Source organism: Spongiivirga sp. MCCC 1A20706 (genome assembly GCF_046524175.1).
Taxonomy (GTDB): domain Bacteria; phylum Bacteroidota; class Bacteroidia; order Flavobacteriales; family Flavobacteriaceae; genus Spongiivirga.
Genome location: NZ_JBEFZF010000002.1, coordinates 410144 through 425519, shown reverse-complemented (window position 1 = coordinate 425519; position 15376 = coordinate 410144). Strand labels below are relative to the sequence as shown.

The 15376-nt window shown below is 35.6% G+C and carries 13 protein-coding genes; 7 read left to right on the top strand and 6 right to left on the bottom strand.

The genetic code is table 11. The features are described from left to right. Positions 1-3 precede the first annotated feature (3 nt). The 5 genes from ABN763_RS06000 to ABN763_RS05980 form a co-directional block, all read right to left on the bottom strand. Positions 4-486 (bottom strand): IPExxxVDY family protein, encoded by a 483-nt coding sequence (locus tag ABN763_RS06000; RefSeq protein WP_410484530.1) that lies wholly within the window; start codon positions 484-486, stop codon positions 4-6. A gap of 111 nt (positions 487-597) precedes the next feature. Next, positions 598-2238, bottom strand: a complete 1641-nt coding sequence (locus tag ABN763_RS05995; protein ID WP_410484529.1) for a sensor histidine kinase — start codon at positions 2236-2238, stop codon at positions 598-600. Between the two features lie 16 nt (positions 2239-2254). Beyond that, complete coding sequence (gene rnc, locus ABN763_RS05990; RefSeq protein ID WP_410484528.1) at positions 2255-2992, bottom strand: ribonuclease III; 738 nt, start codon at positions 2990-2992, stop codon at positions 2255-2257. Between the two features lie 6 nt (positions 2993-2998). Beyond that, positions 2999-4252 (bottom strand): beta-ketoacyl-ACP synthase II, encoded by a 1254-nt coding sequence (gene fabF, locus ABN763_RS05985; RefSeq protein WP_410484527.1) that lies wholly within the window; start codon positions 4250-4252, stop codon positions 2999-3001. A gap of 13 nt (positions 4253-4265) precedes the next feature. Next, positions 4266-4499 carry an acyl carrier protein gene (locus ABN763_RS05980; RefSeq protein ID WP_068590783.1) on the bottom strand — a complete coding sequence of 78 codons (234 nt, stop codon included), beginning with the start codon at positions 4497-4499 and terminating at the stop codon, positions 4266-4268. 174 nt (positions 4500-4673) lie between these two features. Between ABN763_RS05980 and ABN763_RS05975 the strand changes: the two genes are divergently transcribed. From ABN763_RS05975 to ABN763_RS05955, 5 genes are read left to right on the top strand one after another with little or no spacing between them, the layout of a single operon-like run. Further along, on the top strand, positions 4674-5249 hold the full coding sequence (locus ABN763_RS05975) for a phosphoribosylglycinamide formyltransferase (protein ID WP_410484526.1): 576 nt from the start codon (positions 4674-4676) through the stop codon (positions 5247-5249). Then, positions 5242-5883, top strand: a complete 642-nt coding sequence (locus ABN763_RS05970; protein ID WP_410484525.1) for a viroplasmin family protein — start codon at positions 5242-5244, stop codon at positions 5881-5883. The genes ABN763_RS05975 and ABN763_RS05970 overlap by 8 nt, the downstream gene beginning before the upstream one ends. Before the next feature lie 55 nt (positions 5884-5938). After that, positions 5939-6532, top strand: a complete 594-nt coding sequence (locus ABN763_RS05965) for an START domain-containing protein (protein ID WP_410484524.1) — start codon at positions 5939-5941, stop codon at positions 6530-6532. A gap of 60 nt (positions 6533-6592) precedes the next feature. Next, on the top strand, positions 6593-7519 hold the full coding sequence (locus ABN763_RS05960; protein ID WP_410484523.1) for a PfkB family carbohydrate kinase: 927 nt from the start codon (positions 6593-6595) through the stop codon (positions 7517-7519). A 49-nt stretch (positions 7520-7568) separates the two neighbouring features. Next, on the top strand, positions 7569-9467 hold the full coding sequence (locus ABN763_RS05955) for an amidophosphoribosyltransferase (RefSeq protein WP_410484522.1): 1899 nt from the start codon (positions 7569-7571) through the stop codon (positions 9465-9467). Between the two features lie 619 nt (positions 9468-10086). Here ABN763_RS05955 and ABN763_RS05950 read toward each other — a convergent pair. Continuing rightward, positions 10087-10695: a superoxide dismutase gene (locus ABN763_RS05950; protein ID WP_410484521.1), complete on the bottom strand. Its 609-nt coding sequence runs from the start codon at positions 10693-10695 to the stop codon at positions 10087-10089. A gap of 459 nt (positions 10696-11154) precedes the next feature. On the opposite strand from ABN763_RS05950, the gene ABN763_RS05945 reads away from it, so the two are divergent. Continuing rightward, positions 11155-11913 carry a hypothetical protein gene (locus ABN763_RS05945; RefSeq protein WP_410484520.1) on the top strand — a complete coding sequence of 253 codons (759 nt, stop codon included), beginning with the start codon at positions 11155-11157 and terminating at the stop codon, positions 11911-11913. A 303-nt stretch (positions 11914-12216) separates the two neighbouring features. Continuing rightward, entirely contained in the window at positions 12217-15357 is a 3141-nt protein-coding gene (locus ABN763_RS05940) for a UvrD-helicase domain-containing protein (protein WP_410484519.1), read from the top strand. Positions 15358-15376 lie beyond the last annotated feature (19 nt).

The window sequence follows — 15376 nt, the reverse complement described above, 5'->3', positions numbered from 1 at the left end:
TTTTTATTCGAATATTAAATTGCTACGCGATTTGAGCATTGTATGATCAATTGAATAGGCTGTCTCTAAATGAGGAATCTCTTTTAATTTTAGAAGTAACTTATTCATCATTAACTGGCTACAATCACCTCCAATTTTTAAGAAATAATCTACTTTAGGTTGTTCCGGTATTAAATAATAATGAATTGTATTTGCATCACTATCTGTATTAAATAAGGTTAATTGATCTACTTCTGATTCTGTATTGACACTAACCCTATTTGTCACTAAGTTCCAAACGGTGTCAGTTTGATTATTTTCCCATTCAAATCTGGAGAAACATACGCCTTGTTGAACAAGATCAATATCCTTTCGTACCCTAAAAAACTTACTGGTTAATTGCTGGTTCATTTCATAAACAAGCTTATAGTCTTCTACTGGACTATGCAATGCAATCAACGAATATGACGCTTCAAAGTCTTCTAAAAAAAGCCTATGTGTGGCCATGAATCAACTGAATTAAATGTAAAGATAGGGCTTCTTACCTATAATAAATGCTTTAGATGTTGATTCTTGAAGCTATGTAGTTCGAAAACGTTTTAGTGCTTAGCTTACCGGTTACTTTTTTGTAGTCGGTAGCGAAAAGCTAAACGTACTACCAATATTTTCTTCACTTTCTGCCCAGATTTTTCCTTCGTTCTTTTCAACAAACTCCTTACAAAGTACAAGTCCCAACCCAGTACCTTTTTCAGCATTTGTACCTAATCTCGTTTTACTAGTCGCTATGTTGAAAATAGACTCCAAATGTTGTGGAGCGATACCAATACCATTATCGTGAATACTAACAGTTACTTGTTCACTTAGTTTTTGAAGTGATATCGTGATCAACCCTTGTGCTGGTGTAAACTTAATAGCATTAGAAATTATATTTCGCAATACCGTTGCGATCATGTTTCTATCTGCTGTCACATACACACTACCAATATCTTCAAATTGTAACTGCAACTGTTTTTCTTGAATAGCAGGATCAAACAATACACGTGTTTCCTTAATCAACTCAACAATATTAAATGATTCAGGATTAAAATTCATGCTTGATGTTTGCACCCTAGACCATGTGAGTAGGTTGTCAAGCAAATTCAATGTATTCTTTGTATGATCTTTTAGTTTTAGTAATAAATCTGTCTGTTGCTCTTCATTAGAATCACCAGTCTTTAAAATATTCATTAAAGCAATAATATAGGCCAACGGACTTCTGAGATCATGTGCTATTATTGAGAAAAACTTGTTTTTATCAGCAACTGTAGTGGCTAACTCCTGTCGCTGGAGGTCTATTGCTTTATTTGTCTTACGATAGTATTGTATTTGACTAATAACTAAAACTAGTAACAATACCATTATTGCATACCACGCAGACAATAAATAGGTAATATAAGTGTCAGGTTTATAAGGGTCCTTATAGGCAACTCCAATCGTAAGACCTATATTATAAAAAGAAGCATCTGAATAAATAAAACTATCTGAATCTATACTGTAATTTTTATAGTATTCAGGATCTTCCGTTCTGCTATACACTTTAGTACCGTCATATACTTTCTTTCTGTCAAAATCATGACCCCTTGAAGTTTTGAAATTAAAAACAAACTCCTCCTGTTGGTTGGTACTATAAACTCTATCAATAATGGGTTTGAAGTCAGTAACCGCTGTAACATAACCAATTGATTTTCCGTCTTTTATCACTCCAAAATCTAACGGGATACCCACAAACCCTTCGACTGTATTAAAAGGATTAAATGCATAGAAATCTCGACTTCGCTTCACCTTATTCAAGTTCCTTATTCCCAGATTACCTACTATTTTTCGCATAGAGGTTCCCACCAGGTTAGTAGGATCAATTTCATTTAGAGTAAAGGAATATTTAAAAACATGACTGCTATCAATATAGGATATCACAAAACTTTCCATGTTAGCAAGCTCCTTGTTTTGCTGTTTGATAAAATTTTGTAGTTGTTTAGCGCTAGGAAGCGTTTCGGAATTTTGAATATAAGACCGAACTCCTGACATGAGTAAACTATAATTACTAAGTGCTTCTTCGAGCTCGAATCTAGCGGTATCGTTATAGTTACTTAAACGTTGTTGGCGTTCGACCAGTGTCTTTTCTTGATATTTCTCATGAACAAAAAACAGGAGAACTCCACCCAATAAAAGCACAATAGCTACTACAATGAGCCAAAAAATATTAGACCTAAATTTAAACATGCTCTATTTTTAAAGGTCAGGTTTTTTCTATTCGTTCTTGAAAAGAAAAATAGGCGCGTTTTGAGGCAATTTCTTCCGCTTTTTTCTTTGAAGTTGCCCTAGCTTTAGAAACAACTTTACTATTAATATGAAGTTTTACTGCAAAATGCTTAAGCTTGTCTTTTCCGGTATCTTCATACACTTCGTATTTAAAGGTACGTTTTTCTTTTTGACACCATTCAATAAGCAAACTTTTGTAGCTTATTACCTTACCTTCTAGCCGCTCAATATCTACATAGGGCACAATTACTTTTTCATAAATAAAGCGCTCGCAATATTTGTAACCTTTGTCTAAGAAAATGGCGCCAACCAAGGCCTCGAAAATATTACCATAAATATTATCGCCGAAACTATTTTTAGGTATTCTAGAGCGTATCATACTTAACAAATTAAGATCTCTACCCAATTCATTTAAATGTTCTCGACTCACCACTTTCGATCGCATTTTAGTAAGATAACCCTCATCGCCTCTTGGTACTTCTTTAAACAAATGAGATGCAATTACGGCGCTTAACATAGCGTCACCTAAAAACTCCAGCCGTTCGTAATTAATTGGCCGTCCCTTGCTATCTTTCTTATTAAGCGATCTATGGGTGAATGCTTTTTTATAGAACTTGAGCTTTTTTGGCTTAAATCCAAGTACTTCTTTTAATTGAATAAAAAAATTCCCGTCAGTCTCTGATCGGGAATTCAATATTTTTCGCATAAAACCCATAATGGTCTATGCATCAATTTTTTTGAAGATCACACATGCATTGTGTCCTCCGAAACCAAATGTGTTGCTCATCGCAATGTTGACTTCACGTTTTTGCGATTTATTGAGCGTTAAATTAAACGAAGGATCAATATTTTCATCCACCGTAGTGTGGTTAATCGTTGGTGGCACCTCATTGTGTTGCATTGCTAAAATTGAAGCGATTGCTTCAATTGCACCAGCAGCTCCCAACAGGTGTCCCGTCATCGACTTTGTAGAATTTATGTTAATGTTAGGTGTATGATCACCAAACACTTTTTTAATAGCCTTTAACTCAGCCACATCACCTAGTGGGGTTGACGTACCGTGTGTATTAATAGCGTCTACTTCTTCAGGTTTTATATCGGCATCACGCAAACAGTTTAGCATCACACGTTCTACACCAATACCCTCAGGATGCGGAGCTGTCATATGGTAAGCATCACTTGACATACCGCCACCAATAACCTCAGCGTAAATTTTAGCTCCTCTTGCTTTTGCATGTTCGTATTCTTCTAAAACCAATGCACCACCACCTTCTCCTAACACAAAACCATCTCTAGTTCCATCAAATGGCCTAGACGCTGTTTCAGGACTTTCATTACGTGTAGATAGTGCATGCATCGCATTAAAACCGCCCATTCCAGCAATGGTAACCGCAGCTTCACTTCCGCCTGTTATAATAATATCGCAATGTCCTAAACGAATATAGTTTAGTGCATCGATCATCGCATTCGCAGATGATGCACATGCTGATACTGTAGTATAATTAGGCCCCATAAAACCATGTTTAATGGAAATATTTCCGGGAGCAATATCAGCAATCATTTTTGGGATAAAGAATGGGTTAAATCTCGGAGTACCATCTCCATTTGCAAAATTCAACACTTCGTTTTGAAATGTTTCCAATCCTCCAATACCAGCACCCCATATAACTCCAACTCTAAATTTATCAACCTTTTCGAGATCAAAACCTGAGTCTTCAATAGCCTCATTAGATGAAACAAGCGCGTACTGGGCAAATCTGTCCAGTTTACGCGCTTCTTTTCTGTCAAAAAAATCAGTTGCTACGAAGTTCTTAACCTCGCATGCGAATTTAGTTTTAAACTTCTCAGCATCGAAATAGGTAATGGGTGCACAGCCGCTCTTGCCGTTCTTTAGACCATCCCAATATTCACTAAGATTATTACCAATGGGAGTTAATGCCCCCATGCCGGTAACTACAACTCGCTTCAACTTCATAAATTGGTATTACTTATTTTGCCTCTTCGATATATGATACCGCTTGGCCAACTGTTGCAATGTTTTCAGCTTGATCGTCTGGAATTTGAATATCAAATTCTTTTTCGAACTCCATGATCAGCTCAACTGTGTCTAAAGAATCAGCTCCTAGATCGTTAGTGAAGCTCGCTTCATTTACCACTTCATTTTCGTCTACACCTAACTTATCTACGATGATAGCTTTAACTCTTGATGCAATGTCTGACATAATCTTTTAATTTTAAATTTTAGTTGTTGGCAAAAATATAAAACTTTGGTTTAATACCTTCTTTTCAATAAAAAATGTGAATGTAATTTATGAAAAATAAGCTAAAGTATTTTTGCTTTCCCAACCTTTGTAAATAATAATTTGTTTTTTTGAACTCGGTTAACCCAGCTATCTATGAAACGTATTGTGATTTTTGCTTCCGGCTCAGGTACGAATGCCGAAAATATAATAAAGTATTTTAATCATACCGGCGGGGCGACCGTTGTTCAGGTACTCTCTAACAAAAGGGATGCCAAAGTTTTAGACAAGTCTAATTCTCACCAAATTAGTTCGCTGTACTTTAATCGAATCGCCTTTTATGATACTAATGATATTTTAAATTTATTACTAATAACAAAACCGGACCTTATTGTACTTGCGGGATTTTTATGGAAGTTTCCAGAAAAGATATTAGCGTATTTTCCTAATAAAGTTATCAATGTACATCCGGCTCTTTTGCCTAACTATGGCGGAAAAGGTATGTACGGTATGAACGTTCATAAAGCAGTTATAAAAAACAAGGAAAAAGAATCTGGTATTACTATTCATTACGTAAATGAAGCATATGATGAGGGCGCCATTATTTTTCAAGCAACTACCAACATTGAAAAAGAGGATACTCCAGAAGATCTGGCAAAGAAAATTCACGACCTGGAATATGAACACTTTCCAAAGGTAATTGAGCGTTTACTTCAAAAACAACATGAGTAAAAAACAGAAATATTATGTTATTTGGGAAGGCCACAAAATTGGTATTGTCGATTCTTGGACCAAGTGCCAGTTAGCAATAAAAGGATATTCATCTGCTAAATATAAGTCCTTCGAAACCCTAGCCGAAGCAAAAAGAGCATTCGATGATGGTCCGGAAGCTCATTGGGGGAAAGGGAAATCAAAAAAGAAAAAAATCCTATCTGCTGCCGAAAAAGCAAAGTATGGAGAACCTGATTTATATTCTATTTCGGTTGATGCAGCCTCAAGCGGTAATCCTGGTAAAATGGAATACCAGGGGGTTGATACCCAAACAGGCAAGCGATTATTTCATCAAGGTGTTTTTCCACTAGGCACTAACAACATAGGGGAATTTCTTGCACTTGTTCATGGTTTAGCATATTTAAAGAAAAAAGGAAGCGATCGACTTATTTATACAGACAGCAAGATCGCTATGAGTTGGGTGCGACAAAAAAAATGCAAAACCAAATTGACAAAAAACAAGAAAAATGCTAAGATGTTTGAGCTCATTCAACGCGCAGAGGCCTGGCTTAAAAAAAACTCTTATAGTACCAAAATCGTTAAGTGGGAAACCAAAGCTTGGGGTGAAATTCCCGCAGATTTTGGCAGAAAATAATCTTAAAATTCAACCTCAACTGTAATGATTTTTAAATGTATGCAACTAAGCATTCATGAAAATCAGACTTTTATTTATATTGTTTTTTGCATCAACTTCGTTAGTTGCCCAGGAGCAATGGAAGCTTCGCAAGGAAGCCAATGGTATAAAAGTGTTTATTAAAAACGAGGAATCTACCTCATTAAACAGTTTCAAAGCAGTTACAAAAGTAAAAGCACCCATAGAAAAAGTACTTAAGGTTATTATAGACGCACCACAATTTGAACAAGACAATATAGAAAGTGCTGTCACTTATAAAGTAAGGCGCATAGATTCAACACATCATTTATATTATTTTAAGAACAAACTGCCATGGCCTATAAGAAATCGTGATAATGTCTCTATCGTTGAAATAGAAAAAGTGAGTGACACCATTATCAAGTGTAATATTAGTGCGTTTGACGAATCAATTCCTAAAGAGAAAAATACGATTCGTGTTAGTAACTTAAAAGGTTTTTGGCTGTTAGAAGAAAAAGATGGTTATACTATGGTTTCGCAAGAACTTTTTATCGATCCCGGAGGAAGTATTCCCGCTTTTATTGTGAATTCTTTACTACATAAAGGCCCATATAATACATTTTTAGCATTAAAACGTGAGGTTGAGATTTAATCTTATTTTTTAACTCGTTTAATCGACTATATTTGCAGAAAATTTAGCTTCGAAAATTACATGAGCAAGTTAGTGATTGTTGGCACAGTTGCCTTTGATGAAATTGAAACTCCTTTTGGGAAAACGGATAAGATTTTAGGTGGTGCAGGAACCTTTATCGGACTAGCGGCTTCTCATTTTAATGTAGATGCTGCGATAGTTTCCATTGTAGGAGATGATCTTCCACAAGAGTATCTCGATTTACTTACAGAAAGAAATATTGATATCTCCGGTATTGAGGTGGTTAAAGGTGGAAAAACTTTTTACTGGAAAGGGCGTTATCACAACGACATGAATAGCCGTGACACCTTGGTGACTGACTTAAATACCCTAGCTGATTTTAATCCTGTTGTTCCGGAAAATTATAAGGATGCTGAAATAGTAATGTTAGGGAATCTACACCCAGCAGTTCAGCTTGGTGTTTTAGATCAAATGAGTCAAAAACCTAAGCTTGCAGTACTTGATACCATGAATTTTTGGATGGATAGTGCATTAGACGATTTACTTAAGGTAATTGCACGAGTTGATGTAATCACTATAAACGATGAAGAAGCCAGGCAATTATCTGGTGAATACTCGTTGGTCGCTGCTGCAAGAAAAATTCATGAAATGGGACCGCAGTATGTGGTGATTAAAAAAGGAGAACACGGTGCTTTGTTGTTTAATGGCGACAACGTGTTTTTTGCTCCGGCACTGCCTTTAGAAGTAGTATTCGACCCAACAGGAGCTGGTGATACCTTTGCTGGTGGTTTTGCAGGCTATCTTGCAAGTGTTCAAAACTTTTCATTCGAAAGCATGAAAAACGCAATTATTCAAGGTAGTAACCTAGCATCATTTTGTGTTGAGAAATTTGGTACAGAACGAATGGTGAACTTAGATAGAGATGAAGTAAGAAAACGGTTGATGCAATTTAAAGCCTTGACCCAATTTGAAATAGAATTAAATTAATGATGCGCCCTTTTTGAAGGGCGCTTTTGTTTTATAGTACATATATATAATGAGTGACGCCATTAAACACGAGTGCGGTATTGCACTAATCAGACTATTAAAACCTTTAGAATTTTACAAAGAAAAGTACGGTAGTGCATTTTATGGTGTACAAAAAATGTACTTAATGATGGAAAAACAGCATAACCGTGGTCAAGATGGAGCCGGTTTTGCAAGTATTAAGCTCGATGTCGAACCTGGACAACGGTATATAAGTAGAGTACGATCAGTACAGCAGCAACCCATTCAAGACATTTTTGCCCAGATTAACAGTCGTATTAATACGGAGTTAGAAAAACACCCTGAATATGTAGAAGATGTAGCCAAGCAAAAAGCAAACATTCCTTATATAGGCGAATTACTTTTGGGTCATGTTCGCTATGGCACTTTTGGCAAAAACAGTGTTGAGAGTGTTCACCCCTTCTTACGTCAGAATAATTGGATGCACCGTAACCTGATCGTCGCTGGTAACTTTAATATGACTAATAACAACGAGCTGTTTCAAAATTTAGTCGACCTAGGTCAGCATCCAAAAGATGAAGTCGACACCATTACGGTAATGGAAAAAATTGGCCACTTTTTAGATGATGAGGTTGCCAAAATATACAAACAACTCAAAAAAGAAGGTTTTAATAAAAAAGAAGCCACCGCCGAAATACATAAACGAATTCGAGTTGGAAAAATACTAAAACGCGCCTGCAAAAACTTTGATGGTGGCTATGCCATGGCAGGCATGATAGGACATGGCGACTCTTTTGTACTTCGGGACCCGGCAGGAATACGCCCAGCGTATTATTACAAAGATGATGAAGTAGTTGTGGTGGCCTCGGAAAGACCTGTTATTCAAACAGTTTTCAATGTTCCCTTTGAACAAGTGCGAGAATTAACTCCTGGTCATGCCATTATTACAAAAAAGGATGGCACTACCAATATAAAGCAAATTTTAGAGCCCATTGAAAGAAAAGCATGTTCGTTTGAGCGTATTTACTTTTCTAGAGGTAGTGATGCAGAGATTTATAAAGAACGAAAAGAACTCGGTAAGCTAATCATGCCTAAAGTACTAAAGGCAATAGATCACGATACTGTAAATACAGTTTTCTCGTTTATCCCGAATACCGCGGAAACCTCTTTTTATGGTATGGTTGAAGCCGCCCAAGACGAGCTAAACAAACAAAAAACCGAGACTATATTAGCCGAAAAAGAAAATTTAACCGATGAGCGTCTAACGGAAATACTGGCGCATCGATTAAGAACCGAGAAAATTGCAATAAAAGATGCCAAGTTGCGCACTTTTATTACTGAAGATAGCAGCCGTGATGATCTCGTAGCACACGTATACGATGTGACCTACGGAGTTATCAAACCGGATGACACCTTGGTAATTATTGATGACAGCGTGGTACGCGGTACCACTTTGAAAAAAAGCATCATTAAAATGATGGATCGGCTCAACCCTAAAAAGATTGTGATCGTTTCATCAGCACCTCAAATACGATATCCTGATTGCTATGGTATTGATATGGCACGATTAGAAGATTTTGTTGCTTTTCGCGCAGCTGTCGAACTATTGAAAGATAAAGGACAATATGATTTGATTACAACTATTTACGAAAAGTGTTTAGCGCAGACTGAGCTTAACGATAACGAAGTAAAGAACTTCGTAAAAGAACTCTACGCACCATTTACCGAAGAAGAAATATCAAACAAAATAGGAGAGCTACTTACCAGTCCTACCGTTAAAGCTGAAGTAAAAATCATTTTTCAAAGTGTGGATAAGTTGCACCTCGCCTGTCCAGATAATCTTGGAGACTGGTATTTTACAGGAGATTATCCAACTGCTGGTGGTAATCGTGTTGTAAACAGAGCTTTTATCAATTTTGTTGAAGGTAGGAAACAGCGCGCCTACTAAGTGCTAACCATACATTGATCTGACTAACTCTTTGATTCTGGTTAATATACTGTTAACTAAGGTTATTTAACTAATAAAGACGTCGTTTAACTATAATATTATAATCGCTAGACAAACGAAATCTATATTTGTATCACCATAGCATAAGTAGGTTAAGTTCATGGTAAGATTTGGGGCAAAAAAAGGTGGATTCTTCCGCCTTTTTTTACGTCTAGACTTTTCTAAAAAAAGTGCAATTGATCGAACAAAACCTCGATTAAACTTCTAAAATTGCATTTCATCGGATAAAAATGCTTTTCATCAACTAATTGTTTGCTATATGAATATCTGCTCTATATTCGAAGAACCATAGCATAAGTAGGTTAAGTTCATGGTAAGATTTGGGGCAAAAAAAGGTGGATTCTTCCACCTTTTTTTATGGACTAAAGTGAGTACCTCATTTTATCTTATTATTCAACGAAAAAACAATAGGAATTAAGCTATACTTCCTTCATTTATTTTATAGTAAAAATTTTATTTTAGCGCACTAATAAACTGATAAACAATAGTATTTGGATCAAAAAAGGGTCTGCGACTGCAGACCCTTTTTTAATTATTAAAATAAATTATTCAAAAATAATTATTTCCCTTTGGCATAAAGCTCCGAAACCTTCTCCCAATTAATCACATTAAAAAATGCACTTATATAATCGGGTCTCCTATTTTGATAATTTAAATAATACGCATGCTCCCACACATCAAGTGCTAAAATAGGTGTCCCTCCGCAGCCAACACCAGGCATGATCGGGTTATCTTGATTTGGCGAAGAACAAACTTCTACCTTACCCCCTTCATGTACACATAGCCAAGCCCAACCTGAACCAAAACGTGTTGCTGCCGCTTTTGAAAACTCATCCTTAAAGGCTTCAAATGACCCATAGGCATCATTAATGGCACTAGCTAGTTCACCCGTTGGCTCTCCACCACCATTCGGGCTCATTACTTCCCAAAACAAACGATGGTTATAAAATCCGCCGCCATTATTTCTTACGGCACCGTTCCCCATATCAAGATTAATCAAAATATTTTCTATTGTTAATCCGTCAAGATCGGTACCTTCAATCGCCGCATTTAATTTAGTGGTATAGCCGTTATGATGTTTTGAGTGATGAATTTCCATCGTTCGAGCATCAATATGTGGTTCTAACGCATCATAAGCGTATTCTAATTCTGGAAGTTGAAAAGCCATATTTTATGGTTTTTAGTTAATAATTATCTATTCAAAATTAAGCATTAACGGTTTCAATAAAAAATAATAAGTGGTTATACAATCATTGTCTATTTTTATAGTACATATGACCAAAACGAGCCATCCTTTTCTTATTTACAATGCCTCCGCCGGCAGTGGAAAAACTCATATTATTACAAAACAGCTTATAAAAGTATTGACTAGAAATAAATAGCCTAAAAAAGTAATAAACAATGGAATAATTAATAAGAATGAAAATACAATAAGCTTTGTGTCTATTTTATTTGCAAGCCGAAAACCATACAAGAAAGACTGATTATTTGTTAAAATAGTACATTAATATATTGACTAATAAATACAGTGCAGTTTGAAATTCTTTTGTAATTTTCGCTCTTACCTACTAAAAATCAAAAATTTAACCTTATGCTATTCCGAAAAAAATTTATAGAAACTTTACAAATGTTAGGTTTCATTTGTATCCTGATCACGTCTTGCGATAAAGATAGTTCTGATAATGAGCCGATCGCAAGTATTGAAGGACTGGTTGAGGATACTCAATTTTTAGAATTGATCAATGAAAATGTAATTACAAGCTTTCGTATAGTAGATGCTACTAGAGCTTCGGAACTTTATGAAAAAGACCAACTCACATCGCAGGAAGAACAAGAGTTGGCAAGCGTATTAGGCTTCGATTCTGTAACAGATATGTTATCGTACGAAAATGATTTGGTGAATCGATGGAAAGATTTATCACAACGTTTTGAACTTCGTAAACAAGACCCAAAACAAGTAAGTAAAGTAATCACTGATACTTATAATTTAAAATTTAATGAGTTTATATTTAGTGACGAAGTTGCAAACAAATCTACTCATATTAATGTAAAAATTCCTGAGGTAGTTGATCTTCCGGAAAGCTGTCTAGACGATTGTAAACCAGGATTAGATTCATCCAATGAATCCAATTCAAGAATTTCAAACGAAGAGATAGAAAATTGTTACAGGATACCACCTCCTCTAGATCCAGATGAGGAAGATAAACTATTTAACGAATGCATGGCCAGAATGAGTAGTAATTCAAATATAAGATGGCGTTTGGGTTACAATCAGTTTGAATGCTGCGTCCTTTTTGTATGCGAGATTGATATCATTAATGATCCAAATTCCATAGATAATTGTTACCGAAATGCTCCTGTTGGTAAAAATACTATTAAGATATAAGGGGTGGTTTTAAATACTATTAGTTGCAAATACCACTTCTATATATTTTTTAAAAATGAATAAAAGAATCTACTTTGCTAATCCACTGAATAGTAACATTTGTAATTTAAAATAAGCCCAATCAACCACGTGATTTTGGTTTTAATATTTGATTCTAAGAAACCTTTTAGTCCGTATTCTTAAATAAAATCAAACAACTTCAGACGCATATCTTCTTCACATTCAAAAGTTAGGTGTTGAAGAATTATCATAATTGTTTTTCGCCCGAGTAGTATACTAGCATTAGCTATCTTTATAAAATATATGATAGCTACCGATCACCCGTTCATAATTTACAACGCCTCTGCAGGCAGTGGAAAAACTCATACGCTTACCAAGCAGTATTTAAAGACATTATTAACTGCTAAGTCGCCAAAAAAATACAGACACATTCTGGCAATTACATTTACCAATAAAGCGGTAAGTGAAATGAAAAATCGTATTGTTGATAAACTGATCCAATTCGCATCAGACGATGTCAATAAAGATGACAGTATGCTGGTCGATCTCTTACAAGAAACAGGACTCGAACCAGCGCAGCTACGGACTAAAGCAAAGTCTATTTTAAGGCATTTAATACACGACTATGCAGGTTTTGACCTTCAAACTATTGATGGGTTTACTCATAAATTGATTCGCACTTTTGCCCATGACCTAAAGCTCCCAATGAATTTTGAGGTGACTTTAGATACTGACTTGATTTTAGCACAAGCTGTTGACAGATTGCTGTCAAAAGCCGGAAGTGAACAGCAACTCACTCAAACTTTGGTTGATTTTGCCCTCGATAAAGCGGATGATGATAAAAGTTGGGATATTAAAAGAGATCTTAATAATACGGCTAAATTATTGGTTAAAGAAGATGAAATACCATATGTCGAGTTATTGAGACAGAAGAGTTTAAGCGATTTTAATCAGCTTAAAAAGATAATTCTTAAAGAAAAAAACACCTTAAACACCAGCATTGTGGAGGGAACCAAAAAAGTACTTGATCTCATTGATGAAAGCGGTCTTGAGCACGGTGATTTTTCAAGAGGATATCTCCCTAAGTTTTTTGAAAAAGTTGAGAAAAAAGAATTTGGGGTGAAATTCGGAAATCAATGGCAAGAGACACTAGTTAATGGTGGAACCCTTTATAATAAAGGATTACATGATGACCTAAAAGCAACCATAGATAGTATCCAGCCCGATATAGCTGCTGCCTTTGAAAAAACCAGAAAAGGGATTGCTCGTTTAAAATTCCTAGATAACTTTTATTCGAATATCACTCCGCTTTCCGTGTTGAGTGCTATTTATTATGAGTTAAAAACAATTAAGGAAGAAGAAGGCTTGCTACCAATATCAGAATTTAACCAAATTATCAGCAACGAAATAAAAAATCAACCCGCTCCTTTTATATATGAGCGTATTGGGGAGAAATACCACCAATATTTTATTGATGAATTTCAAGACACCTCAACCCTCCAATGGAACAATCTAACACCATTAATTGAAAATGCTTTGGCAACCAGCACCCAAACCAATAAGGCAATGTTGGTAGGCGATCCAAAACAAGCTATTTATCGATGGCGCGGCGGTGAGCCCGAGCAGTTCATAGCATTAATTAATGGCTCTAGCCCATTTCCTCAAACAAAACCATATATTGAAAACCTTCCGAGAAACTTCCGTAGCACCAGTACAATTGTATCTTTTTGCAATGCCTTGTTCTCTCACGCAAGTCCCTTTTTTCTAAATAGCAACCATGCACATATATATAAGGTAGGAAATGAACAGAAGGCAAACACTGAGCAAGAAGGCTATGTCAATATTCAATTTATTGAAAAGGAAGAGGAACTGAAAGCTCCGGAGCTTTACGCAAATAAAGTTGTTGAAACCGTAAATACGTTAAAAGCCAAAAAAGTTTCTCTAGGTGATATTTGCATTTTAGTTCGTAAAAATACCCAAGGTATTGCATTAGCTGAAGTGCTAAATGAACATGGAATCGATGTAGTATCTTCCGAAAGTTTGTTGCTAAAAAATAATCCGAAAATTCAGTTTATTAACAATTTGATTCGGTTGGGGTACCAACCTGAAAATGCCGAATTAAAGATAAGGTTGCTTAGCTTTTTAGCCGCTCATCAGCTGGACGTGAAAAATGAATATTTATTTTATAAAAATTTAATAAATAAAAGTCCACAAGCACTTTTTCAAAGTTTGCAAGCATTTAACATCGATTTCAATTTTAGTGAATTCATCAACAGAAACTTGTATGAAGCGGTAGAGCTTATTATCGATCGTTTTCATTTGGCAAAAAAAGCAGACGCCTACATTCAATTTTACCTAGATGTTATATATGAATATTTACAGCACAATCAGTCCGGTTTCACCGGTTTTATTTCCTATTGGGAGAAAAAAGAAAATAGCCTTAGTATCATAAGTTCTAAAAACAACAATGCGGTACAAATTATGACCATACATAAGTCAAAAGGTTTAGAGTTTCCTATTGTCATATATCCGTTTGCTGATGATGCCATAATTGACCATAGAAAAGATATGTGTTGGCTACCTATTGATAAAGATCTTTATGGTTTTGAATATGCCCATGTAAAAGTTAATGATGAGTTGGCACATCTGGATGCCAAGGCAGCGAAAATCCTCCTGCTTCAAAAACAACAAAATCAACTTGATGCCCTTAATATTTTATACGTGGCACTAACCCGCGCGATAAACCAGCTATATATTATATCACATAAGCCGAATCTGAAAAGATTTGAGGCTGAAAAATCCTATGCTACCATATTAACAAGTTTCTTAATGCAACAACAACGTTGGCATGGTGACGAGCTTACTTATGAATTCGGCGATTCGAATGCAGGAATAGAACCCGCAAAGTCTCGTGAAGAAAGGGATGGTATCTACACCTATTCATTTAATGCCCGTGATACAAAGAAATTAAATATATTGACCAATGCAGGGCTATTGTGGGATACTAAACAGGAAAATGCTATTGAAAAAGGAAATGTCATACATAAAATAATGTCATATGTGACGTATAAAGATGATATAGCCAATGCCGTTGAGAAAGCAATTGATCAAGGTCTAATTGCTATCGAACAAAAATCGGAAATGCTACAATCGATTGAGCAGATTGCAAATAACCAACAACTTAGAGCCTATTTTGAAACCAACTATCAAGTATATAATGAACGCGATATTATTAGCAATAGTGGACTTTTACTTCGCCCAGATAGAGTTTGCGTAGATGCAAACAACAACGCGGTCATTATCGATTATAAAACCGGAGCAATTCATAAAGAACATCAACAACAGCTTATTGGTTATGAAGATATCCTTAAAGAAATGGGATTTACCATCAGTGCAAAGCTTTTGGTATATATTAATGACACGATTAATATTATAGCAGCATAGTTTCATGAGCTAAAATCAG